The 23,869-nt window shown below is 45.5% G+C and carries 21 protein-coding genes; 6 read left to right on the top strand and 15 right to left on the bottom strand.

Going from position 1 to position 23,869, the window contains the following annotated elements; translation table 11 throughout:
* Nucleotides 1-253: 253 nt before the first annotated feature.
* The 3 genes from manA (at nt 254) to IQQ51_RS10500 (ending at nt 3,585) form a co-directional block, all read left to right on the top strand.
* Nucleotides 254-1,471, top strand: coding sequence for a mannose-6-phosphate isomerase, class I (gene manA, locus IQQ51_RS10510; protein ID WP_193841022.1), 1,218 nt, complete (start codon nt 254-256; stop codon nt 1,469-1,471).
* Nucleotides 1,472-1,718: 247 nt separating this feature from the next.
* Complete coding sequence (locus IQQ51_RS10505; protein ID WP_193841021.1) at nt 1,719-2,159, top strand: PTS sugar transporter subunit IIA; 441 nt, start codon at nt 1,719-1,721, stop codon at nt 2,157-2,159.
* A 13-nt stretch (nt 2,160-2,172) separates the two neighbouring features.
* Nucleotides 2,173-3,585 carry a fructose-specific PTS transporter subunit EIIC gene (locus IQQ51_RS10500; protein ID WP_193841020.1) on the top strand — a complete coding sequence of 471 codons (1,413 nt, stop codon included), beginning with the start codon at nt 2,173-2,175 and terminating at the stop codon, nt 3,583-3,585.
* A 75-nt stretch (nt 3,586-3,660) separates the two neighbouring features.
* Here IQQ51_RS10500 and IQQ51_RS10495 read toward each other — a convergent pair whose 3' ends face one another.
* The gene (locus IQQ51_RS10495) at nt 3,661-4,437 is read right to left on the bottom strand and encodes a transporter substrate-binding domain-containing protein (protein WP_193841019.1); all 777 of its coding nucleotides are present in this window, start codon (nt 4,435-4,437) and stop codon (nt 3,661-3,663) included.
* A 124-nt stretch (nt 4,438-4,561) separates the two neighbouring features.
* Between IQQ51_RS10495 and IQQ51_RS10490 the strand changes: the two genes are divergently transcribed.
* Nucleotides 4,562-5,302: an amino acid ABC transporter permease gene (locus IQQ51_RS10490; protein WP_048611958.1), complete on the top strand. Its 741-nt coding sequence runs from the start codon at nt 4,562-4,564 to the stop codon at nt 5,300-5,302.
* Nucleotides 5,303-5,452: 150 nt separating this feature from the next.
* Here IQQ51_RS10490 and IQQ51_RS10485 read toward each other — a convergent pair whose 3' ends face one another.
* The 8 genes from IQQ51_RS10485 to IQQ51_RS10450 all read right to left on the bottom strand — a co-directional run bounded on the left by IQQ51_RS10485 (nt 5,453) and on the right by IQQ51_RS10450 (nt 14,871).
* Complete coding sequence (locus tag IQQ51_RS10485; RefSeq protein ID WP_048611722.1) at nt 5,453-6,583, bottom strand: ABC transporter ATP-binding protein; 1,131 nt, start codon at nt 6,581-6,583, stop codon at nt 5,453-5,455.
* Between the two features lie 57 nt (nt 6,584-6,640).
* Entirely contained in the window at nt 6,641-7,375 is a 735-nt protein-coding gene (locus IQQ51_RS10480; protein ID WP_193841072.1) for an HAD family hydrolase, read from the bottom strand.
* Nucleotides 7,365-8,840 (bottom strand): CehA/McbA family metallohydrolase, encoded by a 1,476-nt coding sequence (locus IQQ51_RS10475; protein ID WP_193841018.1) that lies wholly within the window; start codon nt 8,838-8,840, stop codon nt 7,365-7,367. The genes IQQ51_RS10480 and IQQ51_RS10475 overlap by 11 nt, the downstream gene beginning before the upstream one ends.
* A 103-nt stretch (nt 8,841-8,943) precedes the next feature.
* Nucleotides 8,944-10,224 (bottom strand): extracellular solute-binding protein, encoded by a 1,281-nt coding sequence (locus tag IQQ51_RS10470; protein ID WP_193841017.1) that lies wholly within the window; start codon nt 10,222-10,224, stop codon nt 8,944-8,946.
* 6 nt (nt 10,225-10,230) lie between these two features.
* On the bottom strand, nt 10,231-11,178 hold the full coding sequence (locus tag IQQ51_RS10465; protein ID WP_193841016.1) for a carbohydrate ABC transporter permease: 948 nt from the start codon (nt 11,176-11,178) through the stop codon (nt 10,231-10,233).
* 23 nt (nt 11,179-11,201) lie between these two features.
* Nucleotides 11,202-12,086 carry a carbohydrate ABC transporter permease gene (locus IQQ51_RS10460; RefSeq protein ID WP_048611732.1) on the bottom strand — a complete coding sequence of 295 codons (885 nt, stop codon included), beginning with the start codon at nt 12,084-12,086 and terminating at the stop codon, nt 11,202-11,204.
* Nucleotides 12,087-12,188: 102 nt separating this feature from the next.
* Nucleotides 12,189-13,073 (bottom strand): LysR substrate-binding domain-containing protein, encoded by an 885-nt coding sequence (locus tag IQQ51_RS10455; RefSeq protein WP_193841015.1) that lies wholly within the window; start codon nt 13,071-13,073, stop codon nt 12,189-12,191.
* Nucleotides 13,074-13,245: 172 nt separating this feature from the next.
* Nucleotides 13,246-14,871: an ABC transporter substrate-binding protein gene (locus tag IQQ51_RS10450; protein WP_193841014.1), complete on the bottom strand. Its 1,626-nt coding sequence runs from the start codon at nt 14,869-14,871 to the stop codon at nt 13,246-13,248.
* Nucleotides 14,872-15,044: 173 nt separating this feature from the next.
* Here IQQ51_RS10450 and mpaA point away from each other — a divergent pair, with 173 nt between their 5' ends.
* Nucleotides 15,045-15,752, top strand: a complete 708-nt coding sequence (mpaA, locus tag IQQ51_RS10445; RefSeq protein WP_193841013.1) for a murein tripeptide amidase MpaA — start codon at nt 15,045-15,047, stop codon at nt 15,750-15,752.
* Nucleotides 15,753-15,842: 90 nt separating this feature from the next.
* Complete coding sequence (locus tag IQQ51_RS10440; RefSeq protein WP_193841012.1) at nt 15,843-16,721, top strand: DMT family transporter; 879 nt, start codon at nt 15,843-15,845, stop codon at nt 16,719-16,721.
* A 155-nt stretch (nt 16,722-16,876) separates the two neighbouring features.
* Here IQQ51_RS10440 and folM read toward each other — a convergent pair whose 3' ends face one another.
* The 6 genes from folM to pflB all read right to left on the bottom strand — a co-directional run bounded on the left by folM (nt 16,877) and on the right by pflB (nt 23,688).
* Nucleotides 16,877-17,593, bottom strand: coding sequence for a dihydromonapterin reductase (gene folM / locus IQQ51_RS10435; RefSeq protein ID WP_193841011.1), 717 nt, complete (start codon nt 17,591-17,593; stop codon nt 16,877-16,879).
* Nucleotides 17,590-18,228 carry a GTP cyclohydrolase I FolE gene (folE, locus tag IQQ51_RS10430; protein ID WP_193841010.1) on the bottom strand — a complete coding sequence of 213 codons (639 nt, stop codon included), beginning with the start codon at nt 18,226-18,228 and terminating at the stop codon, nt 17,590-17,592. Before folE ends, folM begins: the two co-directional genes overlap by 4 nt.
* Nucleotides 18,229-18,246: 18 nt before the next feature.
* A complete protein-coding gene (gene folX / locus IQQ51_RS10425) occupies nt 18,247-18,618 on the bottom strand; it encodes a dihydroneopterin triphosphate 2'-epimerase (protein ID WP_017067658.1) in 372 nt (123 codons plus the stop codon).
* A 97-nt stretch (nt 18,619-18,715) separates the two neighbouring features.
* Nucleotides 18,716-19,213 carry a 2-amino-4-hydroxy-6-hydroxymethyldihydropteridine diphosphokinase gene (folK, locus tag IQQ51_RS10420; RefSeq protein WP_193841009.1) on the bottom strand — a complete coding sequence of 166 codons (498 nt, stop codon included), beginning with the start codon at nt 19,211-19,213 and terminating at the stop codon, nt 18,716-18,718.
* A 737-nt stretch (nt 19,214-19,950) separates the two neighbouring features.
* Nucleotides 19,951-20,898: an STM4504/CBY_0614 family protein gene (locus IQQ51_RS10415; protein ID WP_193841008.1), complete on the bottom strand. Its 948-nt coding sequence runs from the start codon at nt 20,896-20,898 to the stop codon at nt 19,951-19,953.
* A 492-nt stretch (nt 20,899-21,390) separates the two neighbouring features.
* Nucleotides 21,391-23,688, bottom strand: a complete 2,298-nt coding sequence (gene pflB / locus IQQ51_RS10410) for a formate C-acetyltransferase (protein WP_193841007.1) — start codon at nt 23,686-23,688, stop codon at nt 21,391-21,393.
* Nucleotides 23,689-23,869 lie beyond the last annotated feature (181 nt).

Raw genomic sequence — 23,869 nt, 5'->3', positions numbered from 1 at the left:
GTCCAGTTGTGGCTCTGTTAGGCGCAATGAACTACCCAATGCTGGCACTGCTGTGCATGGCATCAGGTGCGGGCGTAACTGCGGTGACTTGTATCGCGCTTAAAAATCTACGCAAAGCCAAGCTAACAGCAGCAGCGGCTTAAGCCATTTCAACTCCAATGGCTTGAGCCCCTCTACCCTACTGTTTTTAGTAGCTAATAGTTTTTTAGGAACGAATAGAGCTCAAGCCATGTTTCCCTTCATGGTGATTTCGATGTCTGATTTTTCTTTAGCGAACGACTCGTTCGTACAACGCTTTTTCTACCCTATGACTAACGTGATTCAAAACTACGCATGGGGTAGCCCTTCTTCGTTCAGCCAACTTTTTGGTATTGATAACCAATCTGGTGAGCCGCAAGCGGAGATCTGGATGGGCGCTCACCCGAATGGCTGCTCAATGGTGAACGACAACGGGCAGCAGACCACATTGTCTAGCTTGATTTCTAAGAACCTAAACCTGTTTCTAAGCGAGAAAGTCGCGAGCCGTTTTGGTGAACTTCCGTATCTGTTTAAGGTGTTAGCGGCGGAGAAAGCACTGTCTGTTCAAGTACACCCGAACAAGCAGCAAGCCGAATCTGGCTATGCTCTTGAAGAGCAGCAAGGCATTCCGATGACAGCGGGCAACCGTAACTACAAGGATCCCAACCACAAGCCAGAACTGGTGTATGCCCTAACCGACTACACCGCGATGAATGGCTTTAGGTCGATCAGCGAGATCCTTGAGCACTTCCATTACCTTGATATTCCAGAGCTGCATTCGATGGTCAACGATCTCGCGGGCGATCAAACGCCTAATGGATTAGCCAGCTTCTTCGCGAGCTTATTGTCTTTACAAGGTGCACAAAAAGGCATGGCGTTAACAATGCTGCTTATGAAAGCCAAGCTTTCTGATGCACCTGTGTTCCAGTTGATTTCAGAGCTGGAACAACAATATCCGGGTGATGTCGGCCTGTTTGCTCCACTGTTGTTAAACGTGATCACGCTAGAGCCGGGACAAGCCATGTATCTGGATGCCGAGACACCCCACGCTTACATAAAAGGCACGGGTTTAGAAGTGATGGCGAATTCAGACAACGTGCTCCGCGCAGGGTTGACGCCTAAGTACATGGATATCAATGAATTAGTCTCTTGTACTCAATTCAATGAAAAGCCTGCGGATAGATTGCTGCTCAGCCCTATTGAGCAAGGTGATGTGATGGAATACCAAATTCCAGTCGAGGATTTTAAGTTCTCTATCGTGCAAAACTCACATCAGAGAAAGATCACCACCGAAGGTGCCGAGATCCTGCTGCCACTCGATGAATCCATGGTGCTCACTCATCAATGCGGTGAAACCTGCGTAATTGAGAAAGGCCAATCGGTGTTCATTCCCGCTTACGCTGAGAGTTACAAACTGGATTGCGTTGGACGCGTGGCGCGTGCTTACAGCTAGCTCTCCCGAGTAGATACAAACACTGATCATGCCCTGCTTTGCGGGGCATTTTTGTTCCTACAGAAAGTTATTTCAACACCGAAGGGCACCATCAAATATGACTCATCTCACACTGGATGAATGATGCAAATCACACTTAATTTTGCTGGATACAAATGTACAGTGAAGGGCTTTTATTTGCTATTTCGCGAATCGGGTTAATCCATTAATTTTAATTCAAGAACTTCAATAGTGAATGAGTTAATAAATGATCACACAGCTAACTAACGTCAACTTAATTAATAACAACCTTCAAGCGAAAAATAAAACAGAACTGTTTGAAGAATTGGCAAGCATGTTATTTGAGAACAACCGAATCAGTAATAAAGAAGCCTTCTTGGCAGACATCGAATTTCGTGAATCTCAAAGCATCACCTCGATGGACGGCATCGCTTACCCACACTCAAAAAGCAAGGCGGTAACTGAGCCAGCAATCGCTGTCGGTGTTAAGCGTGCAGGCATTGAGTATGGCGATGAAGACGGCATCAACCCAACCGTGTTTTTTATGATTGCCTCACCCGATAACGGTGCAGACCATCATATTTATGTACTACAAGAACTATTTGGAAAATTCAGCGATGAATTTATTCAAGATATCCATAACGCAAAAGACGAACATCAAATCCTTAATATTTTAATTAATTCATAAGGCGTAGAAAATTATGAGCACCCTAACAACTCAAGCTACGAATACCAATAATAAAAACAGTAGTAGCGACTTTAAAAAAATCCTTAGTACCATGAAAGGCCACCTGCTTTTCGGAACCTCACACATGCTGCCTTTCATCGTAGCCGGTGGTGTTCTGTTGGCGTTAGCGGTAATGGCATCAGGCAAAGGTGCAGTACCAGCAGACGGCTTGCTAGCAGACATCTCTAATATCGGTATCAAAGGCCTTGTTCTTTTCCCAATCATTCTTGGCGGCTTTATTGGTTACTCCATTGCAGATAAACCAGCACTAGCACCTGCGATGATCTCTTCTGGCATCATGGCTGACATGGGCGGCGGCTTCCTTGGCTGTATCGTGGCAGGCTTTATCGCCGGTGGCGTGGTGTTCCAACTTAAGAAGATCCCACTTTCTGCGAACATGACGGCGCTAGGTGCGTACTTCATCTACCCGCTTCTAGGTACGTTAATCTCTGCAGGTATCGTACTGTGGGGCATCGGTGAGCCAATCAAACTGTTCATGTCTTCAATGAACGAGTTCCTAGCTTCAATGGCTGGTGCATCTAAGATGGTTCTGGGCACAATCCTTGGCGGTATGACGGCGTTTGATATGGGCGGCCCTATCAACAAAGTCGCGACCCTATTTGCTCAAACTCAAGTAGACACACAACCTTGGCTAATGGGCGGCGTTGGCATCGCGATTTGTACTCCACCTCTAGGTATGGCTCTGGCGACTTTCCTATTCAAAAACAAGTTCTCTAAACAAGAGCAAGAAGCAGGTAAAGCGGCAGCAATCATGGGTTCTATCGGTATCTCTGAAGGTGCTATCCCGTTCGCAGCGAATGACCCAATGCGCGTTCTTCCTTCAATCGTAGCCGGTGGTATCGTTGGTTGTGTGTTTGGCTTCATGACAGACGTTCTACTGCACGCACCGTGGGGCGGCCTAATCACTGCGCCAGTATCAAGCAACATTCCAATGTACGTCGTCGGTATTGCGCTTGGCTCGCTAACCACAGCCGTTATCGTAGGCTTCTGGAAACCGGTAGCGGTAGAAACAGAAGAAGACATGGTTGAAGCACCAGTACAAGCTCAAGCAGCACCTCTAGCAGGCGAAGGCGAGTACGACATCGTAGCTGTAACATGTTGCCCTTCTGGTGTTGCACACACCTTCATGGCAGCGAAAGCACTAGAGAAAGCAGGCTTAGCCGCAGGCCTTAAGATTAAGGTAGAAACTCAAGGTCAAAACGGTATTCAGAACCGCATCACTGACCTAGATGTAGCGAACGCAAGACTGGTTATCTTGGCTCACGATATTCAAGTGAAAGACGCTCACCGCTTTGCTAACGCAAACGTGATTGAGTGTTCAACCAAAGAAGCAATGAAGAAAGCCGCGACGTTAGTGGTCGCGTAACCCAAATTAAAGCAAGCTCCTAACTCAAGAGCCCTTCCCCCTAAGGGCTCTATTTTTCTCTTCTCTATGAGCTCGTTACATGCTTTTCAGTCCCCACTTCTCAGCTGTTTGCTTAAAGAAACCTTGCGTCTTTTTCAATTCAACCCAGTGGTTAATGTAATTAATCCAAACCTGATCATCTTGTGGTAGTAGCATCGCAATTGGAGTTGGTTTACGTGGCTCTTTCACCGGAACAATCGCGAGTTGTTTAAACTTCTCTACTAAGGTTGCAGCCTCTACGTTTGAAGTCACGGAGACATCAGCGCGGCGAGCTAAAAGCTCTTGGAAATCCCGTGCCGGCGCTTCAATCACGATGTGTTGTGCCGATGGGAAGAAGTCCTTCACCATTTTTTCTTGTACTGTGCCGAGCGTGGCGGCAACTTTGATTTCTGCTTTGTCAAAGTCACTCCAATCGGAGAACTTCTCTATGTCTTTCTTTTGCACGACAGGGACAAAAGCCAGATAGAAGTAAGGTTGGCTGTACCCAGCGACTTTTGCTCGAGACATGTTGAGCGATGCGCTGCCAGTCACGTCGTATTTGTTGGCCGTGATGCCATTCACCAAGGTTTTCCAGTCTGTTGCGACGTATTCCACTTTTACGCCTAGGTCTTTAGCCAACTCAGTCGTGACATCGATATCAAAGCCGCGGTAGCTGTTGGTTGCAGGATCCTTCATAGTCATTGGGTTCCAATCCCCCGTAGTACCAACGCGGAGAACTCCCGCCTCCAGTATCTCTTGTAAACGACTTTGTGCATGTGCGATCTGTGTAAAAGCAAGCAGGCACATTCCTAATGCGATTAAGCTTTTTTTCATTTTTTATTCCTTTAAAGAATGCTGATTTCTAAGTGATGAATGTAGATATTATTTTTAATTATTAACCATTAAACAGATTTGGTTGTTAACATGGCAATAACAAATGGAGTTTTTGGGAGTAAATGTGAACTATCGTCACTTATCGCTAGTTTCTCTGCTGTTTCTGACAGGATGTTCAGATTATCAATGGGGATGGTATGTACTCGACCCGTCGACGGAGCAGGGACGAACTAATATTCAGTTTTTGATGGCTGGTTTTAGCGAGACTATTCAGGTTTCGTTGTTGAGTATGTTTTTTGCCATGGCTCTCGGTCTATTGGTCGCCTTTCCTGCGCTTTCAAGCTCACCAGTACTCAAGGGAATTAATCGACTTTACGTAGAGGTGATTCGTTCTATCCCTGTGCTGGTATTGCTATTGTGGGTGTATTACGGGATGCCGACATTACTCGATGTCTCTTTGAACCACTTCTGGGCAGGGGTAATCGCATTGACCATTGCCGAGAGCGCCTTTATGGCGGAAGTGTTCCGTGGGGGGATTCAAGCGATTAATCGTGGGCAACATGAAGCGGCCGAATCCTTGGGATTGACCTATTGGCAAAAAATGCGATTGGTTATCCTACCGCAGGCATTCCGTCAAATACTGCCGCCCTTGGGCAATCAGTTTATTTATATCCTCAAGATGAGCTCGCTAGTGAGTGTGATTGGTTTGAGTGATTTAACAAGGCGAGCCAATGAGCTGGTGGTGAACGAATATTTACCTTTAGAGATCTATACGTTTCTGGTTTTGGAGTACCTTGTTCTTATTTTGGTGGTATCGCAAGCGGTTCGTTGGCTAGAAAAAAGGATTGCGATTCCGAGCCATTAAATGGTTCTAACCCTCAAGAGCATTTAGCTATCCCCAACAATAAAGCCTCGAGCACAGACCCGAGATTCTGGTGATACTCCCCCCTGTAATAAAAATCCCCACTCTCATCTGAGCGGGGATTTCTTTGTTTTGACTATTCGACACATCGACTTATTCAGTTAGAACTTCTTCTGTCTCTAGGTCAAACAAATGACATTGTGAGGTATTGAAATGAAGCATTGTCTCTTGCCCACTTTCCGCCATTCGGTCAGCATCAAAAGGCACGCGAGCCACCAGCTTATCTGCTCCAAGTTTGAAGTAGAGATACAACTCATTGCCCATCGACTCGACCACATCAAGCTTGTGCGTTTGAGTATTAACCTCCGACAAAGGCGCATCGTGATTAGCCAGCTGAATGTGCTCAGGACGGACGCCAAACCACAGCCACTCACCGAGTTTCTCTCGAGCGATAGCTTGCTTGTCTTGAGGTAGCGTCCAACGTGCGCCACTTTCCGATACCACGTTCATCACACCGTCGATCTCGTCGACTCTCACCTTGATAAGGTTCATCGCAGGAGAACCAATAAAGCCCGCGACAAACTTGTTTGCCGGGTACTGGTAAAGATTCATTGGCGTATCAACTTGCATGATCTCACCTTGATTCAATACACAGATACGGTCACCGAGGGTCATCGCTTCCACCTGATCGTGTGTCACGTAGATCATGGTGGCGTTCTGCCCTTCTTGCTTAAGATTGGTGTGGAGCTGCGCAATGCTGACTCGTGTTGAAACACGCAGCTTTGCATCTAAGTTAGACAGCGGCTCATCAAACAAGAACACATCTGGCTTACGTACCATCGCGCGGCCTAAAGCCACACGCTGCCTTTGACCGCCAGACATTTCACCCGGCTTGTTGTTCAGCAGGTGTTCGATATCCAGAGTCTTGGCTGCATCTTCAATACGTTCATTGATTTCATGCTTTGGCAGCTTCTGTTGTTTAAGACCAAAAGCCATGTTGTCGTACACCGACATGTGCGGATAAAGTGCGTAGTTCTGAAAAACCATTGAGATGCCGCGATCTTTGGGTGGCAGTTCATTTACACGTTTATCGCCAATGTAGACATCGCCTTCTGAGATATCTTCAAGACCCGCAATCATACGAAGTGTCGTGGATTTTGCGCAGCCAGACGGCCCAACAAACACCATAAACTCGCCTTCGCGAATATTAAGATCGACACCATGCACGGCCTTAAAACCATTTGGGTAGGTTTTCTCTACCCCTCTCAGTGTGACTTCAGCCATAACCTGTCCTTAAATCAATTCGTTAAATACTATCTTTGGAATCTGTCGTTAAACGTTTTAGCCACGTTCTTGCAGTTGATTGAGCTCAAAATGGGCAACCGATGCGATAACCAGATCCGCTACTGGCTCTAACTCGCTGTGTTGAGCCGTACCCGTCAGCACACCAACATTGCTTGCGCCAGCATTGCGACCAAACTCCATATCCGAAACCGTGTCACCAAACATGATCACCTCATGAGGCTCAATGCCGCACTTTTCACAGAATGCATTAAGTAGTGCGGGCGCTGGCTTAGGTTCGATATCACCGTCGGAGTAACCAACATAATCGAACATCTCGCTCAAACCCGATTGCTCTAAGGTGTAGATGGTTGAGTCTTTGGTATCTGCGGTCGCGATGCCTAAAATCATGCCTTGCTGCTTAAACAGACCGAGCTTTTCAGTCACACCCGGCAGGGCTTCAATCCAGCTTGGATTATCTTCAACTTCGTCATTGAAGGCTGCTTTGGTCATCTTGGTGAACTCAGCGAGCGAGACATTCGGTTGCAGCATGTTGAACCACGCTGTCGCGGTATCTTCCACTGGGTTTGAAGCTAATAGTCCATAGTTATCAACCACATCACCTTCAACCCCGATGGCCAAGAGTAACTCAACAGCTGTGACAGTTTGATTACCTTGGTGCTGGTCACTGTAAGATTTCACACGCTCACAAGCACCACGAGAAACGTTAAGCCACATCTTGTGGAACTCTAACAATGTGCCGTCTTTATCAAATAACATCGCCTTAAACTTCATCACGGCTCATTCGCTCCATTAGTTCTCCCCAAGTACGCACTAGGGGTTGGTTAAATTCTGGTTGTTTGCCGTCGAATACGGCATTGATGCAGCCTTCAAATTCATGCTCGTTAGATGAAAATTGAGTGCTGTTCATTAGTGCTGAAGAAAGCTCGCCACGACGAATATCGACACGGCACCAACGGTAGCCCTCATCAATATGGATACTTTGCAGCTCATCACTCAAAGCGATTCGATCTACAATCTCGCCGTCAACCACACACTCAGCGTAGTAAGGATTTTCTGAATCAGTGACTCCGATACGATAACTAAGTGCCTGCCCTTGAGAATCGTTACCCGGCAACAAGTCACCTAAATTGATGTCAAACTTCAAACCGCAACGGCGCTCTAAATACACTTGTCCGTTACGCAGACCAGACAAGATGCCTTCGCCGCTCAAACCATGGCTGTAAACGAAGGTCGATGGGTCGCCATAGATTGAAGGCTCATCCGATTTAGGATTACGTTCATGGGGCTCAAGGTGCGAATCACTGCCGCCAATCGCCGTAATGCGCTGCCCACAATTCCACATTTCATTGAGAACCAATAACGCCTCTTCGGTCGCTTTCGGCGAGGTCGACCAAGTTGGGTCACAACACACTTCAAACGTCGAAACTTGGCTGAGATCCACTTGATCGTAATGCCAATGCCACGGCTTCATCATCGGGTGATTAATGCCAAGGGAACTGTGTCCACTTTTAGCTAAACTCAATCCGGCTTCCATGGTCGCTTGGCTGTTGTGTTCAACGTCTCTAAGGTCTAATGACTTAACCGGGCCATGCACATTGAAGTGTCCGAGATCGGTCGTCACTTCTAACGCTGGCAAGAACAAACACTGGTTTGATACAGGTAGCTTAGGCTGACAAATGTTGTGCTCGGTGAAGAAGAAGAAATCGAGCCCTTGTGATTCCACAATATCTTTAGCCGCGGCCAAGGTATTGTGACCATCAGAAAGCTGAGTGTGGGCGTGTAAATCACCACGGTACCAGCGAGAATCAGAGCTCAGCATGTGGCTATAATCGAACTCGATATCGTGATCCATTGTGACTGTTGGGTTTAGCTCTAGCTCACTTTCTATTCCGTCAGTATTTAGCTCATCAGAGCACAGCACATCGACTTGATACTGTATCGCACGTTCAGTTCGAAACTCACCTTCGAGATTGTAAAGTTCTAAGAACCACTCACCTGATGGAGTGGCTCCGTCAATCGCACCTAGACCAGAGTTTTGCGGTTGAATCGTGAGTGACTTGTGCGCCTTTTCAAACAACACCTTGCCACGAAATGCTTGGTTGGCATCGTATGCCGCAGCGTATAAGAATCCTTTTTTCACCGTCGTACCAGTAATGGTTACGCAGCGAGAACCTGCTGGCACATCAAAGGGGATACGTACTCTGCCAAACGGCAGTTCACCTTGAAATTGGGTCATTGTCTTCACCAAATTCGTCCTAATTGAAGGACTGGGTCAAAAGAGGCCCACCCGAATAGATGGGCCTTTATGCATGCAAAGATGGTTTTAACCACTTTACAGATTAAGAACGATTCGCTCGGTCTAGTGCGCGTTGTGCTTTCTTCGCCGCTTGTTTTAGCGCTTGGTCAGCTGGCACGTTTTGGATTTGAATCTGATCCGCTGCCACTTTCAGAGCGTCCATGATCTTACCGTTAGTAGGGTCTAGGAAGTCTTTGGTCGCCGTGTTCGCTTGCTTCAAAGGAATCAGAGCTTGCGGGTTATCTTTAGTGAACGCTTGGTATTCTGGTACTTCAGAAACGCTGTTACGCACTGGGATGTAACCCGTGAACATTGACCATGCCGCCGTGTTCTTCGCATTGGTGTAGAACTCAACAAACTCGAATGCACCTTTTGCTGCTGCTTCGTCGGTGCCTTTTGGCATCACGTAAACCAGCGCACCCGCTTGTGGCGCAGAAGGGTTTGAACCCCAACCTGGCTGTGTGGTTGCTGAAAGCTTAGTGAAGTCCAAGTCACCTTGGTCACCCGATGAACCGGTGTAACCCAACGCGTTATCTTTCATGACGTCATCAATGGTTTTGTACCAGTATTCCCAACCTTGACCGCCGTAGTGAATACGCATGATTTGATCATCGTGGATCCACTTACGGAAGCTGTCCCAAACCTCAACCCATTCAGCTGAATCGATTAGCACTGTTTTGCCATCATCACTGATGATCTTCGCGCCGTTAGAGAAAGCCGCGTCAATCATGTTGTCTTGGCCCCACATCGGCTCCCAACCGTAAAAGATCACGTTGCCTTTGTCATCACGTTGGGTAACTTTCTCAGCCACCTTAGCCACGCCTTGCCATGTGTTTAGGTCTTGCTCAGTAAAGCCGTTGTCTGCCAATACCTGCTTGTTGTAGTAAAACACTTGAGTCGTACCGTAAGCAGGCAGGCCAATGATGGTGCCGTCGTCTGCCGTCACTTGGTCTTTAAACGCGCCAATGAAATCAGAGAAGTTGAACTCTTCATTCATGAACGGCGTTAGGTCGCGGCTCAAACCACGTCCGTGCATCGCTTCCGCACGACCTGAATCTAGCAGCACAAGTTCAGGTGCCGTTCTAGACGCTAGACCTGCTTGCAGCTTCTGGTAGGTTTCCGTGTAGTTGCCTTGCAAAGCTGGCTTCACCACATACTCATCTTGGCTCGCGTTGAACTCTTCGATGAGCTTAGTCATCATTTGCTGTGGCTTAGTACCACCGGAATACCAAAAGTTAACTTCGGTTACGGCAAGAACACTGCTAGAGAACATAGACGCGCTTGCTGCGCCAGCACACACTAGTGCGAGAGTTTTTAATTTCATTTCCGTTTACTCTTTTACGCCGTTATCGGCGATACCTGAAAGAATCGTCTTTTGACAAATGACGAATAGAATTAACAAAGGCAATACTGCAATGGTGCTCGCCGCCATGATTTGCGACCAGTTCAATCCATAGTTACCTTCGGCAATAAAGTAGTGACGAATCCCGGTCGCAATCAGGTTAAGATCCTGAGTGGTGATAACCAAGCTTGGCCACATGTAGCTGTTGTAATTGGTAATAAAAGTGATGAGGAACAGTGTTGCGACTGCTGCTCGGCATTGCGGTAAGATGATTGCCCATAAGATTTTGAGCTCACCTGCACCATCAATTCGTGCCGCTTCAATCAGCGACGGATGCACCTTGATAAACACTTGGCGTAGATAAAACACACCGAAAACCGAAGCCGCGTTCGACGCCACCAATCCCATGTGTGAATCCAACAAACCCAGCCTTGCCAAGGTGATGTAAGACGGAATGTACGTCACTGCGCCCGGCAGCATGTAACAGCCCATCACGATAAAATAGAGTACCGTCTTCGAGCGAAACTTCAGCTGTGTTAATGCGTATGCAAACATCGCCGAATTCACAATCACCAACAGCGTAGTAAACAAGGCCACACTAAAACTGTTGAAGATGTACAAGCCAAACGGCGCGCTGTGAAAGGTTTCGACAAAGGTTTCCCAGCGAAACTGCTCTGGAATCAAATTCAGCGGGCTCGCAAAAATCTCATCATTGGTTTTCAGCGAGCCTGACAGCATCCATAAGAACGGAAACACCATAATGGTTCCACACGTTGCCAAGAATAGGTGCTTAGCCAGTGCGATAAACGAACGGCGATCGACTGAGCTTTTCTTTGAGACAACCTCTGATTTGGTCGCTTTGGTTTGGGCCGTGATTTTAGATTCAGCCGCTCTTTGAGTTAAGACTTGATTGGCATCCAATACTTGCGTGGTCATAATTCTGTCCTTTCAAAAATCGACTAGTAGTACACCCAGCGCTTGCCGATGTAGGTATTAATAAGTGCCAACAATCCAGTAATCAGGAATATCACTAACGATGTCGCGGCTGCAGGTCCCATTTCGTAACGCTCAAATGCTTGTTGGTAGAACAAGTACAACAAGGTACGAGTCTCTCCGCCTGGGCCGCCTTGCGTTAAGATCTGGAACTGATCGAACGCCTGCATTGCCGTGATAATGTTGACCACCACCAAGAAGAACGTGGTTGGTGAAATCAGCGGCAGTGTTATCTTCAAAAAACGCGTTAAGCTGCTGCAACCATCAATCAAAGACGCTTCGTACAGAGACTCAGGGATCTTGTTGAGCGCGCTGATATAAAACAGCATCGTCCAACCAATCGCCTGCCAAACCGTCACGATAATCACCGCAATCAGGGCTGTATTCCCGTTCTCTAACCATGGAATCGCGCTAAACCCTGCCGACTCTAATAAGTGGTTAGCCAAGCCCGACTTGGTCTCGAACACCCAAGACCACACAATCGACACTGCAACTGTTGGTGTAATCCAAGGGGAGAAGATCACCGCACGATAAAACTGGCTACCCTTGAAGTTTTTGTGCAGCAACATCGCAAACACAAGCCCAAGAATGATGGTTGGAATCACCACACCGACCGAAAACCAAAACGTGTTGAGTACTGCTTGAATGAACTCGTAGTCCTCAACCATGTACTCGTAATTTTCTAAACCGATGAACGAATAATCTGGCGAGATGTAATCCCAATCGGTGAAGCTGATATAAATTGAATAACCAAATGGTACGAGCCAAAAAGTAAACAGTGGCACCAACAACGGTGCGGTAAATAACAGTACCTTTAAGCGGTTTTTCATTGATTGTGAGAAAGCACTCATGGTGACCTCGTCCTTATTTGTATGCGGTTAAGCTAAGTGTTTTTTATGACAGGTTAGTAAGAGTGCCCTTCATTTTTTTTATGGCTATCCATAAGAAAATCTTTACTCCGGTTCACCGTCTTCCATCTGGTGATAAAGCCAATCACAGAAGAAATTCACCTTCGCGCTGCGACTGTGTTTAGTAATCAGATAATGAGCAGATTCAGCTGGCATCGAGGATTCGCTTGCCAATACCAGGTCTTCTTTCTTGAGTAGTTCAGACACCGCGAGCGAACGCACCAGCAACATTCCAATACCATGTTTAACTGCTTCTAAGGCATGTAGAGAGTTACTCACTTCGAGCAGAACCTTAGGTAATGTCATCTCGAATTGGTTGTGGCCAAGCCATTGCAGCCAGTTCTCTCGGTAGCCTTTCACCTGAACCGTCGGCAGAGCAGCAAAGTCATGCTTACTGAGTAATTCTTGATGCTCAGATTTGAATTGAGGGCTGCACACCAACTGCCAGTGTTCTTGAAACAGTCGCTCACAATGGGTGTCTTCGCTTTCAACCTTGCCGTTAGTCAATTCGATATCGACATTCTGGCAAGGGTTGGTTGACGGCCAGTCCACCAGCTGAATATCAAGCCTGATAAAAGGGTATTTTTTATAGAAGGATGGCAGGCGAGGTAGCAGCCAGTTATGACAAAAGGTGTGATTTACGCGCAGGCTCAACACATCGGTTTCTTTTTCTCCGAACAAGATCTGAGTCTGCAATTTAAGGTGAGCAAGTGAACCTGCCACAATCGGTTGATAATGCTGAGCCGCTGACGTCAGCTTTACGCCTTTAGAACTGCGTTCAAACAAGGTGGTATCGAGAAAGGTTTCTAAACTTTTGAGCTGTTGGCTCACCGCCGCTTGCGTGACACAAAGCTCTCGGGCAGCAGCGCCAATGGAACCAAGACGAGCAACAGCTTCGAACGCAACAAGGGCGCGTAGAGGGGGTAACATAGCTTCACCTGATTGAAATAAAAGTGAAAAATACTTCAATCAGGTTTCAGTTTTTTGCGGTTACCGTTACAGATTAATGACGAAGGGACGTTGATCAGATATTTATGATCAACGTCCCTTTTCTTCTATTTCATATTATTATGCGAGATGCCAGAACTCGCATCCGGCCTATCTATTCTTTGATGTAGAGGTCTTTAGAATAGATGCGCCCTTCCACGTTGTTCTTTGCAAAGCCGCCAACACTTGGTCGCACTAGACGAGCCTGCATGTAGTAATAGATGGGGGCGATAGGCATATCTTCAGCCAGTAACTGCTCCGCTTGATCATAGAATCCTTGGCGATCTTGCTCGTTGGTTGCTGACAGTGCGCTGTCCATTGCAGCGTCGTAGTTGTCATTGTTGTAACGCGCAAAGTTACCTGAAGACTCAGAGCGCAATAAGCTCAAGAAGGTCGATGCTTCATTATAATCACCACACCAAGAAGCGCGCATCACATCAAACTCACCTTGGCGACGTGATACTAGGTAAGACTTCCACTCTTGGTTTTCCAGCTCAACTTTCGCGCCTAAGTTACCTTTGAGCATGGAAGCGATAGCCACTGCAATCGATTTGTTCGACTCACTGGTGTTGTAGAGCAACTTGAAATCCAATGGATTAGACGCATCGTACCCCGCTTCTTTCAGCAGCTCTTTTGCCTTTTGGTCACGTTCCTTTTGAGTCCATGTGCTGTATTCAGGCTGAGTCGCATCAAAGCCAGCCGTGTACTCATGAGCAAAGGTATAAGCCGGTAGGTTACCCACCTGAGTGACACCATTGGTGATGACGTCACGCATCATCGAATAAGACACCGCTTTACGCACTCGCGCGTCATCGAATGGAGGTCGCGTGGTATTGAACGCGTAGTAGTAAGTACACAGCAGAGGCACCGCGGTAAACGCATCTTGGTATTTGATTTTGAGCTGCTGCGCCATGTGTGTCGGCACATCAGACGTGATATCGACCTCACCCACTGCATAACGGTTAATCGAAGCGTTTTGGTTTTCGAACGGAATGTAAGTCACTTGGGTTAGATTGGTATCTGAACTGTCCCAGTAGTTAGGATTCTTCTTCAGTTCAATGCGTTCGTTAACCACCCACTCGTCCAACACAAACGCGCCATTACCGACAAACTGCTTAGGGTCACTCCACGGCTTAGCGCTATTTTCTAGCGTAGCCTTATGAACGGGCATCATGGATGTGTGGCCCGTCATCGCAACAAAGTATGGCACTTTGCTATCGAGTTCGAACTTCACAGTGTGCTTGTCGACAGCGGAAATACCGAGCTCTTCAACGGGCTTCTTACCTTCTGCTACGTCAGCAATGTTGTTGATTTTGGTGAGCTTGAGGTTCCACACGTTTGGCGAAGCGAGTTTAGGGTCAACCGCACGTCTTAACGCATACACGAAATCATCGGCCGTCACCGGATCGCCATTCGACCATTTCGCGTCTTTACGCAGGTGGAATACAAACGTCTGGTTGTCTTCGGTTTCCCAAGATTCCGCGACACCTGGAGTAATATTGCCATCGCGATCTTGAATCACTAAACCCTCAAATAGGTCGCGTAGAATGTGCATTTCCGGCAGGCCTTCTGCTTTTGCAGGATCAAGCGTCGCCGCTTCTGCATCGTTCGCACGAACTAAATGCTGGTCTTTTGCCAGCGAAACACCGGCAGGTAAGGTTTCAGCAACGGCAGTTACTGATATAAAAGGGGTCAAGAAAGATGAAATGAGTAAAGCCGTTGAATGTTTTTTAAAATCCATGTTTGTTTGCTCTCCTAGCCTATCTTTGAAGCAAGTAATAAAATTAACGATGCGACGGTTGACGAGTTTTGACGCTATGGTTTATTTAAAGGGGTTCATCTAATGGACTTAGTTAATGATTAATATAGCCAATAGTGAATACTTGATAGTACTTGATCAATCAGGAGATTAAGGTGAGTTTAATTCCAAGAACGGAAAGAGCTGCGTTTTCAATAAAGCCGCTGTCATATGGAAAATCAGTGCTGGGTGCGCCTTTGCTCTATTTCCCCGCGCAAATAGAAAGCGAGTCTCGCGGGCTGATCTTAGCAGGCACACACGGTGATGAAACCGCTTCTATTGCGGGATTATCTTGTGCGCTGAGAAGCTTGCCAGCCGCCAACTTGCGACACGATGTGATTCTGTCGATGAACCCAGATGGCAATCAATTAGGCACTCGCGCCAACGCAAACCAAGTCGATCTGAACCGCGCCTTTCCAACTCAAAACTGGACAGAAAATGACACCGTCTATCGCTGGAGTTCTCACACCCCAGTCAGAGATGTAAAAGTGAAAACTGGTCAAGCCGAACAGCTTGAACCTGAAGTGCAATCGATCATCAACCTCATCGAACAGCGTAAGCCTAAATTCGTCATATCTTTTCACGAACCACTCGCCATGGTCGACGACCCCGATCAATCCGAACTCGCTACTTGGCTAGGTAAGCAATTCAACTTACCACTCGTTGAAGACGTAGATTACGAAACCCCAGGCTCATTCGGGACATGGTGCCAAGAAAGAAACCTGCCGTGTATTACCGTGGAGCTACCGCCCGTTTCTGCGGATTTGACTATCGAGAAATATTTGGATGCGTTTGTGGCGGTGTTGGAGTGTGAGGAAGATTAGTCTGGAGTAGGCTACATATACACATGCGAACAGTAATTCATCCTAATTACTAGTACACTGGCTACTTCTATCATTATTCGACTTAAATAAATGTACACTGGCTACTTAATTTCATTTTTCACTGTTGCTATATGGGCAGGAAGCTACATTGTTAGCAAGATGGCTGTCGGTGTAATAGAACCTGCTACTCTTGCGTTCTACCGATGCGTGTTTGCATTCTTAGTCTTAACACCTATTTGTCTACCTCAAATCAAGCAGAATATTGATGTCATTAAGAAAAACCACCTCACTTTATTGTATTTAGGCTTTTTCGGGATGGGATTAAGTCAATCAATGACTTACTTCTCTGGTCACTATACATCTCCCATCAATATGTCATTAGTTAACTCTCTAATACCCGCTGTAACCTTGGCAATGAGCATTGTCATACTAAAAACCAGGCTCTCTATTGGTCAATATATTGGGGTGTTAGTATCACTACTCGGCGTCATATATGTACTCATTAAGGGGGACATGAAAGTTTTACAGGGCTTAGAGTTTAATTATGGGGATATCCTGATGCTAGTCGGAACATTTTCTTACTCCCTATATAGTATTATTCTCAACAAGAACCCCATAATAATGTCAGGTTGGACACTATTGTATTGCCAACTATTTGTTGCTTCAGTGCTATTATTTCCCCTTATGCTCGTTACTAGTGAATCATATATTCCTTCTACTGAGTCAATACCACTCATCGTCTATGCCGTATTCTTCCTTTCCATCATTTCAACGTATCTTTGGAAAAAGGCAATCGACATGATTGGCGCGATGAAAACCTCACTATCAATGAATTTCATGCCTGTAATTGCCGCCATGTTGAGTTACATAATCTTAGGTGAAGATATTGAGAGCTATCATGTAATTGGCACTGTCATTATAATTTCGGGGCTTGTCGCTATTAATCTAACTCGCGATAAAAAATCATGACAAGTGTCTGGACATTTTCATATTGGGAAACCACCTTGATGCAGTTCACTCAGAGGTGACATAAGCTTTCTCCTCATGCAGACCATCACTCTGTCATCAATCAAATTTAGATAGCTACGTTGACTATGCTACCTCAAGCTCGCAACACATGAACTTCACTTCAAATGCCTACCGCCATCAAGGTGCAAAGTCCTTCCTGTCATATAGTGGCTAGCCAAAACAAACTTAATGCCATCGATCACTTCTTCAAAGCCTGCCTCGGCGGGAATCAGTGCTTTTTTCAGAGCTTTGGTTTTGTAGGCCTCGTCGTCATGTTCATTGAATTTGATCATGGCTGGAGAGACAGTATTAACTTTCACCTTGGGAGCCAGCATCGCTGAGAACGACAACGTCAGGTTGTTGAGCGCAGCTTTACTGGCCGCGTAAGCGATGTGTTTTTTACTGCCTTTTTCCGCAACGTAATCACTGATGTGGATGATGTCCGACGATTTATCGCCAGACATTAGTTGGTCTTTGAGCGTTAAATTAACCAGATAAGGCACGGTAGCGTGAACCGTCATCATCTGGTTCATGATATGTAATGCGTTTTCACTGGGATTTTCTTTGTTCTCCGGTTGCCAGTCGGAAGCATTATGAATGATGGCTCGGAGCGCCTTGTATTCTTGACCAACATAATGCAGAAAACCCTCTAGGCTGCTTTGTTGATAAAAGTCTACCTGTTGCAAGTCGGCTCCACTGTCGCGCAGTAATTGCAAATGAGGATAGTCACTTCGGTAAGTGCCAACCATTTTGTATCCATCAGATAAAAGTTGCTGAGCCAGAGCGAATCCTAATCGCTTCCCCACTCCAGTTATTAGAATCGTTTCACTCATCGTAAAAACTCAGCTCTAGTTTGAGGGTTAGTTTTGAAACTGCCACCAAGCGCGGTTGTGGTGGTTTCAGAGTTTGCATCCATAACGCCTCTCGATTTAACACAGTAGTGAGTTGCTTTAATCGTCACAGCCACATTTTCTGTTTCAACCAGAGCCTGTACCGCGACCAAGATTTGCTGAGTAAGGCGCTCTTGAACCTGCGGGCGCTGAGCAAAGAACCGAACAATACGGTTTATTTTAGATAGCCCAAGAATCTTGGATTCAGGGATATAGGCCACTTGAGCTAAACCATCGATGGTGATGAAGTGATGTTCGCACGTCGAAGTTAAATCTATATCCGATACCTTGACCATTTCATCAACCGACATTTTGTTGTCGATAACACTGATTTTTGGAAAGTTATTGTAGTCGAGCCCTGAAAATATCTCGTGAACGTACATCTTTGCAATGCGATGAGGTGTTTCAGCGAGACTGTCATCGGTTAAATCCAGTCCAAGCGTACTGACGACTTCCGTCAAAAGTCCTTTGATGCGGTTGTACTTCTGGTCGGGATTCATTTCGCTCGATGTCATCGGGGTTTCTAGCCCCTTTTCGAGCAAAGCTTCTCTTACTTTTTCAGCTTGTGTGGTTAGCATTGAGTCGCTCCTTATGAATTAATCTTCGAGTTCTGCTTCATAGCTCAGGGTGAGCGAGACGGAATCGGCGAAACGTAGAGCATGAGGCTTGTCAATTCTCACTTGAGCGTATCGGACCCATGAATGGTCGATACAAATGCCGAGTACGTCACTGGTTAACTTTTCTAAAAGCAGAAACCGTCCAGATTCAACATGTTCAATAATTTTTTTGCAGATATTTTTGTAGTTAAGTGCGTTCTCCACATCATCAGAGAGGCAAAGGTTGTTTGCGGGGTAATGTATCTCCGCATTTATGACTATGTCTTGCTGCTTCGTTTTTTCTTCTTCGTTGAAGCCAATGAAGGTTCTTAATCTGAGATTTGTGATGGTGATAATCGCATTGTGATTCATAACAGTTTCCGATCCTTAGAAGGTAGAGTGAGTTACGTGCCTGTTAGAGGAAAAGATCAATAAAGCTCAAGCGTTCTGTTTAAAGCCGTTGCAGGGACTAAGTGAAGCTGACCTTGAAAGGTATAAGTTCGGTTTTCTGACTCAGCTGATCGAAGTTGTTCCAGAGATGCTGAAAAGAGATATCTAGAGTGGGATGAAGTTCTTGCGCGGCAACATCAACTAACGGTCGAAGTACAAAAGCGTACTCGGTGATTTCACCTCGAGGCAGCTCTACTCCATCAATAATGCCCACTTCGTTACCGTAAAGAAGGATATCGATATCCATAGTGCGCGAGGCATATTCTTTAGTTTCACGCTTTCGGTCATTCTCTAATTCGATTTGATGCAGAACCTTTGCCAGTTCAGCGATAGAAAGGTCACATTCAAACCCTACGACTAGGTTCAGGAAGTTGTCCCCTTCAAAACCAACTGGCTCACAATCGTAGAAATTAGAAATGTGCAGAGGTGCAAAGCAGCTAGTCAATGCTTTGAGAGATTCTGTGACGTGATGTTCGCGGTTAATGTTGCTTCCGATGCTGACATAGACGGTGGCCATATTGTTTTCTCCCTTTTAACGAACCTCTTACGTTGTAGGTCGCCAGGAAGATCAGCTTTGTATCCGTTTGATGTCGGGAGGGTAAAAGAAAATCTCCCGACAACTCATATAGAGATCGGTTCTAAGTAGGAAAGGGGGCTTTGAACTAGAAAATGCCACAGAAAAAATTCAGCTTATGAAGGTTCTGGACATAAATGAGTTTCAAGAATTCTAGTATTAGCGATTAATAAATAACTTTTTATTAGGCAAGCTTGCCAATTAGTACGCCTTAGTACAGTACGCACTTTGTCCGCCCACTTATGAGGCATTAGTTACGCCTATCGGGTCGCAATATGTGAACCATCTCATAATAAAAGGGGGGGATGCACCATCGGAAGATGACCAAGAATTACATTTTTCCTGAGTACAATTGCTGTCTCACTAGAGATGAAACACCAGACTTATGTTTTAAAAGTGTGAGAACTGTCATAGATTAGGGTGAGGGAAAGCCAATCCCACCCGAGTGTAAATACTCATGAGGATGCTAAAGGACCAGAACTAAGGCCATCTAAAAGTCAAAATGCATCATGACAGTTTGGAACGACCAACAGGACAGTTAGTTAGCGCTCCACAGGTTTTGGCTGGTATGGCCTTACTAGAAATTCAATCTGATTTGGAAATAAAACGTCAACATATTGGCTCTGGATTGCAAGAGCAAAGCTGAAATGTAAAAGGGCTCCGTGAGGAGCCTTAATTTATTACTCAGTTTTATCTAATGAGAGCTCTGCAGAAACTAGAAAAACTAGTGTAGAAGCAGTCATATGAAGCATGTAGGAAACAATGTGTTCCGGAATATCGATAGTTTCAGAACCTTGACCATGACCGCTTAGCTTGTTTCTTCCTGTAGGAATGGAACTCTCTAGCAAACTTCTCAAAGAAGTCATTTTTTGATGCCAGAATTTAGGGATTAAATCATTATCAAAACAAACCTGAATGAGACTTTTCGAGGTAGCAGTCGGTTGGTACTTCCATCCTTGTTTGTCACATATAGACTTCATTGTGCTTTCAAAAGACTTTAAACATTCATTCAAAGACTCTTTATAACGTCTATTCCGATAGTGGTCATGCGCCGAAAGAAATTCCTGCTGCGCACCTTGATAGCATTCACCCGATAAAAGTCGTAATGCTGGCTTAACGACTTCCGCATGTATAAGCTCTGAATCAACTCTCAGAATCTCATCTTCTTCATACTGAAAACCAAAAGCATGTTCTTTGAAACGAATGTTCAGCTCATCCAAAGCACTATCTGCAATGTTTTCATAGTTGGTGTTGTACATGTAATCGTATTGACGTGTAAAAGCATTAACAGCTTTGAAAGACAACTCAACGACATCAAGCAAGTTTTCAACGTCGTCTTCTTCCAAAAAGTAGTCAATCAGTTCTCGCCAGTAGTCGCGTTCACCATAAGTATTTGCATGTGGGAGGCGGAATACACCATATTCACGACAAAGGGTATCAACAATAAACTTATAAGTGTCTCTAACGTTGTGCACCTGAAAGTATTGATTATTAGAACCCAATGCATCGCTCAATATATGAACGATCTGAGCTTTTAAAGCATCTGGCATTGAATCATACGTATATACGTCTGGCACATCGCCTCTCAATTTTTTTTGTCTATGAGAGAATAATTCGAACTTTCCCACTTTTCTAACCTTCTTCGTATATGGCGCTAATTATGAAACTGTCATCAATAAAACTGATGGAATTACTACTATATCTGAAAACCTGAATGAATTGCCTGAAAAATTAAGGCTTAATCCAGATTTGTGTCGTGTATGGTTCCAAGAGCGCTATAAGTGCGTTGAATTTCCCTCTGTGATACAGCTCGGGGTTACAACGAACAGCATTAAAAGAATGGATAACTTTTAGCAGGGCAAAACCCCATGAACAGGTTATGAATAAGTAAAAGGTCTATCCAACAATTGGGGCAAAAATAAATTAGAGGCCCTAGTGACCACCAGACAGAATCAAACTAATTCCAATCACCCTGTGCATGTCGAGTTTTGTCCCTAAACCAACCAAGACAACGCGACGCCCAACGACATCATTAGCACAATGCTCCACGCACAAAAAAAGCGCGAGAGACGGATGTCATTCTCGCGCTTTTTTAGAACCGTATAACTCGAAGTTTACGGTTAGATCTTAGCAGTAAACGTACGGCTAATTACATCCTGTTGCTGCTCACGTGTTAACGAGTTGAACCTCACAGCGTAACCCGACACTCGGATGGTTAACTGTGGGTATTTTTCTGGATGTTCAACGGCATCCAACAACATGTCACGGTTAAGCACGTTCACGTTAAGGTGCTGTCCACCCTCAACACGAATCGATCCTGCACTTTCCTCGTGGTGGAAGTAACCATCCATTAGTGCTGCTAGGTTCACTTTTTGGCTTAGGTCATCTTTACCTAATGCATTTGGTACGATTGAGAAGGTGTAAGAGATACCATCTTTAGCGAATTCAAACGGCAGTTTGGCAACTGAAGAAAGTGAAGCCACCGCCCCTTTCTCGTCACGACCGTGCATTGGGTTTGCACCCGGGCCAAATGGCATACCTGCGCGGCGACCATCTGGTGTGTTACCGGTTTTTTTACCATATACAACGTTTGAAGTAATCGTAAGGATAGATTGCGTAGGAACCGCTTCACGGTAGGTATTCATTTTCTGAATTTTCTTCATAAAACGTTCAACCAAATCACAAGCAATATCATCGACACGTGAATCGTTGTTGCCGAATTTTGGATATTCGCCTTCAATCTCAAAGTCGACAGCGATGCCATCTTCGTTACGTACTGGTGTTACCTTCGCGTATTTGATAGCCGCTAACGAGTCAGCAACAACCGATAGCCCTGCAATACCACAAGCCATTGTGCGATGAACATCGCGATCCATTAATGCCATTAACGATGCTTCATAGCTGTAACGGTCATGCGAGTAATGGATCACGTTCAGCGCAGTGACGTATTGCGTTGCAAGCCAATCCATCATGTCATCAAAGTGAGGCATTAAGCGGTCAAAATCGAGAACTTCATCTTCGATACGAGCAACTTGAGGGCCAACCTGCATGTTAGATTTTTCATCAACACCACCGTTAATGGTGTAAAGCAGCGCTTTGGCAAGGTTTGCACGAGCACCAAAGAACTGCATATGTTGGCCAACCACCTGCGGGCTTACACAACACGCAATCGCGTAATCGTCGTTATCAAAATCCGCACGCATTAGATCGTCGTTCTCATACTGAAGTGATGAGGTTTCGATAGACACTTTAGCCGCGTATTGTTTAAACGCGATAGGCAGTTGTTCAGACCATAGAACCGTCATGTTCGGCTCTGGTGCTGGGCCCATCGTGTGCAATGTGTGCAAGTAGCGGAAAGTCGTTTTGCTAACCAGAGTACGACCATCAACGCCCATACCAGCCATTGCTTCTGTTGCCCAAATTGGGTCGCCAGAGAACAATGAATCGTATTCAGGAGTGCGTAGGAAACGAACCATACGAAGCTTCATGATGAAATGGTCAATCAACTCTTGCGCTTGTTTTTCATCAATCAGACCAAGTTTAAGGTCACGTTCGATGTAAACATCTAGGAAGGTTGATGTGCGGCCTAGCGACATCGCAGCACCATTTTGAGACTTAACCGCAGCTAAGTAACCAAAATAGGTAAATTGGATTGCTTCTTGCGCAGTACGAGCAGGAGAAGACATATCAATGCCGTACTTCAAACCCATTTCTCGCATTTCATCAAGGGCACGAATTTGATCAGTAAGCTCTTCACGTAAACGCAATGTCTTATCTAAATCACCACCCGTTTCAAGCATCTTCTGAGTTGATTTGAACTGCTCATTTTTGTCTGATTTTAGGAAGTCGATACCGTACAAAGCAAGACGACGGTAGTCGCCAATAATGCGTCCACGACCATAAGCATCTGGCAGACCAGTAATAATACCAGAACGGCGACATGCTTTAATTTCGTCAGTATAAAGATCGAACGCTACTTGGTTATGCGTTTTGCGGTACTCAGTGAAGATCTTTTCGATTTGTGGCTCTAGTTCACGACCGTACACTTCGCACGACGTTTTCACCATTCGAATACCGCCATTAGCGATGATGCCGCGTTTCAGTGGTTTATCGGTTTGTAGACCCACGATTTTTTCGAGGTTTTTTGCAATGTAACCTGCATCGTGTGAGGTGATAGTGGAAACGATATCAGTATCAAAATCGACAGGGGCGTGAGTGCGGCTTTCTTCTTTAATACCTTCTAGCACCGATTCCCATAGCTGTGTCGTCGAGTCCGACACGTCCGCAAGAAAAGATTCATCACCTTCATAAGGGGTGTAGTTTCGCTGAATAAAATCACGTGCATTAACGGATGTTTGCCAGTCGCCAGCTTGAAATCCCGCCCAAGCTTCCATCATATCGGTTGTCGGAATAGTCATAATGACCTCCTAAGTTATTGATAAACAGACAGTATCGATGATTATTTATAATCATTGGTTTCTGCTGGCTATACTAAACCGACCAATCTATGAGTAAAGTGAGCTGTTTTCATAAAATACATGCACAAAATGCATTTATTGGAATTACTATTTTATATTCAATATCTTAAGTTGGAGGTTA

It is taken from the genome of Vibrio sp. OPT18, assembly GCF_015163615.1.
GTDB lineage: Bacteria > Pseudomonadota > Gammaproteobacteria > Enterobacterales > Vibrionaceae > Vibrio > Vibrio coralliirubri.
Note: the sequence above shows the minus strand (reverse complement) of the source record. Positions and strands in the feature narration are given on the sequence as shown.